Here is a 2,865-nt window from a genome sequence, read left to right as displayed (position 1 = left end):
CCTAACCGATAACACCCATGATTGCGGTGCAATCAGTCAACGCAGGGCCAGAATACGAAATCAGTGCTTGCCCATGTCAGCCATTTGCCATGCTGCTTGCAGGAAAACGCTGACATGGGCAGAAGTAAAGCCGGGCGGAAGAATCCGCCCGGCGGTGGTGACGCTACGGCATTTCACGAGACCTCAAGGGCGATCTTGAGCACGCCGTCGCGCTGGTGGGAGAAGAGATCGTAGGCGTCGACGATCTTTTCCAGCGGGTAGCGGTGGGTGACCATGGGGCCCAGATCCAGCCGGCCGCTGTCGATGATCTGCATCAGCCGGCGCATGCGCTCCTTGCCGCCGGGGCACAGCGTGGTGATGATCCGATGGTCACCCAGGCCCGCGCAGAAGGCGTCCAGCGGGATGGAAAGGGCCTCGGAGTAGACCCCGAGGCTCGACAGGGTGCCGCCTGGCTTGAGCACCCGCAGCGACTGCTCGAAGGTCTGCTGCAGGCCCAGCGCCTCGATGGAGGCGTCCACGCCGCGCCCGCCGGTGAGCTTGAGGATCTCGGCGACCACGTCCACGTCACGGAAGTTGAGGGTCACGTCGGCGCCCATCTTCTTGGCCATCTCGAGGCGCTCGTCGACGCCATCCACGGCGATGATCAGCCCCGCCCCACGCAGCCGGGCGCCAGCGGTCGCGCACAGGCCGATGGGGCCCTGGGCGAACACCGCCACAAAGTCGCCGATCCTGATGTTGGCCGACTCGGCCCCGGCGAAGCCGGTGGACATGATGTCCGGGCACATCAGCACCTGGTCGTCGGTGAGGCCGTCGGGCACCGGCGAGAGGTTGGCCTGGGCGTCGGGCACTCGCAGGTACTCGGCCTGGGCGCCATCGATGGTGTTACCGAAGCGCCAGCCGCCCATGGGCTTGTAGCCGTGGGCGTGGTGGCCGCCGTCCTGGGCGCTGCAGCCGTCCTGGCAGGCATATGAGGTGAAGCTCGGGCAGATCGCGCCGGCGATCACCCGCTGCCCCTCCCGGTAGCCCTGCACATTGGCGCCGAGTTTCTCGATGATCCCCACCGGTTCGTGGCCGACGATGAGGCCCTTCTCCACCGGGTACTCGCCCTTGAGGATATGCACGTCGGTGCCGCAGATGGTGGTGGTGGTCACCCGGATCAGGGCGTCGTTGGGGCCGATATCGGGGATCGGCCGGTCGTCGATCTCGATGCGGCCAGGTTCGACGAAGACGGCGGCTTTCATCATGGCGGGCATGGGCAAGGCTCCGGTTTCAGTGAAGAGGTGCTCTACAGCTATAGCAGGGCTTTGCCGTCTCTGCCCTTGATGGGCATCAAGGTCATGCTGCAATGCCACGAATGCCATGCTGCAATGCCACGAAAGAGGCCGACCCGCTGCCCCGCTTCCCATTACCCCGCGCCCGCCGTAACCTGATCGTTTGATTCGCCCGCTAACACCCTTCAAGGAATCGAATGTCACCCGCCGATACCCTGCGCCTGATCCTGCTCTCCTCGCTGTGGGGCCTGTCGTTCATCTTCATGCGCGTCGCGGTGCCGGAGTTCGGGCCCGTGCCGCTGATCCTGGTGCGCATGGGCGTCGGCGCCCTGCTGCTGGTCCCGCTGCTGCTCAGCCTGCACTACCTGACACTGGTGTGGGCCAACAAGGGCAGTCTCTTCGTGCTGGGCGTGATCAACCATGTGCTGCCCTTCACGCTGCTGGCGCTGGCCACCACCCGGCTGGAGGCCGGCTTCACCTCGCTGATCAACGCCACCACGCCGATCTTCACCGCCCTGCTCGGCGCGCTGTTCTTCGCCACCCCGGTGATGCGCCAGCAGTACCTGGGCCTGGCCCTGGCCTTCTTCGGGGTCTATGTGCTGTCGGCGGACCGGCTGGACTTCGCCCTGGGCGGCGACGGCTGGTTCATCCTCGCCGTGCTGGGGGCCACCTTCTGTTATGGGGTGGCCAGCAACTACGCCCGGATGCATCTGGCGCACCTGCCGGTGCGGGTGCTGGCGGCGGGGAGCTCGGCCATGTCGGCGCTGGTGCTGCTGGTGCCGGGGCTGCTGCTGTGGCCCACCGAGCCGATCAGCGGCCTGGCCTGGGCCAACGGCCTGGCACTGGCGGTACTCAGCACCACCCTGGCCTTCCTGCTCTACTTCGGGCTGATCGCCAGCGCCGGGGCCACCGCCACCTCCACGGTAACCTTCCTGGTGCCGGTCAGCGCCCTGCTGTGGGGCTATCTGCTGCTCGGCGAGCGCCTGAGCCTGCAGATCCTGGCCGGCATGGCGATCACCCTGGCCGGCACCGCCGTCGCCACCGGCCTGCTGCGGCTTGGCCGGAGGCGAAGGGAACCGGGCGCCGAAACCAAGGTCCCGATGACCACGACACACGATGCACCGCTCGATCTCGATGCAAGACCCGACGACAACAACAGGAGCCCCCCATGAGCCTTTCCCCCTTCCACCTGGCCATTCCCGTCCACGACCTGCCCGCGGCCCGCACCTTCTATGGTGAGGTGTTCGGCCTGGAAGAAGGTCGCTCCAGCGAGCAGTGGGTGGACTTCAACTTCTTCGGCCACCAGCTGGTGATCCACGAACACCCGAAGATGCCCTACCAGGAGCAGGCCAACACCAACGCAGTGGATGGTCACGACGTGCCGGTGCCCCACTTCGGGGTGGTACTGGGCTGGGAGGAGTGGGAGACGCTGGCCGAACGCCTGCGCGCCCGCGACACCGAGTTTGTGATCGAGCCCTACGTGCGTTTCAAGGGCCAGGTGGGCGAACAGGCCACCATGTTCCTGCTCGACCCCTGCGGCAACGCCCTGGAGTTCAAGGCGTTCAAGGACATGGGCCAGCTGTTCGCCAAGTGA

Annotated in this window: 3 protein-coding genes; 2 read left to right on the top strand and 1 reads right to left on the bottom strand. The window is 66.4% G+C overall.

Features of this window, described 5'->3' with window-relative positions; genetic code table 11:
- Positions 1–173 precede the first annotated feature (173 nt).
- Positions 174–1,253 (bottom strand): NAD(P)-dependent alcohol dehydrogenase, encoded by a 1,080-nt coding sequence (locus tag IBX53_RS15605; RefSeq protein ID WP_290911143.1) that lies wholly within the window; start codon positions 1,251–1,253, stop codon positions 174–176.
- Between the two features lie 215 nt (positions 1,254–1,468).
- On the opposite strand from IBX53_RS15605, the gene IBX53_RS15600 reads away from it, so the two are divergent.
- Complete coding sequence (locus IBX53_RS15600; protein WP_290911141.1) at positions 1,469–2,443, top strand: DMT family transporter; 975 nt, start codon at positions 1,469–1,471, stop codon at positions 2,441–2,443.
- On the top strand, positions 2,440–2,865 hold the full coding sequence (locus IBX53_RS15595; RefSeq protein ID WP_290911139.1) for a VOC family protein: 426 nt from the start codon (positions 2,440–2,442) through the stop codon (positions 2,863–2,865). Before IBX53_RS15600 ends, IBX53_RS15595 begins: the two co-directional genes overlap by 4 nt.

The organism is Halomonas sp. (genome assembly GCF_014859505.1).
Classification (GTDB): domain Bacteria; phylum Pseudomonadota; class Gammaproteobacteria; order Pseudomonadales; family Halomonadaceae; genus Halomonas.
This window is presented reverse-complemented; position numbering and strand designations above follow the sequence as displayed.

What these genes read in the sequence shown, in the direction of transcription:
- IBX53_RS15605 (WP_290911143.1), bottom strand. Translation starts at nt 1,253, where the DNA reads ATGCCCGCCATGATGAAAGCCGCCGTCTTCGTCGAACCTGGCCGCATC.
- IBX53_RS15600 (WP_290911141.1), top strand. Translation starts at nt 1,469, where the DNA reads ATGTCACCCGCCGATACCCTGCGCCTGATCCTGCTCTCCTCGCTGTGG.
- IBX53_RS15595 (WP_290911139.1), top strand. Translation starts at nt 2,440, where the DNA reads ATGAGCCTTTCCCCCTTCCACCTGGCCATTCCCGTCCACGACCTGCCC.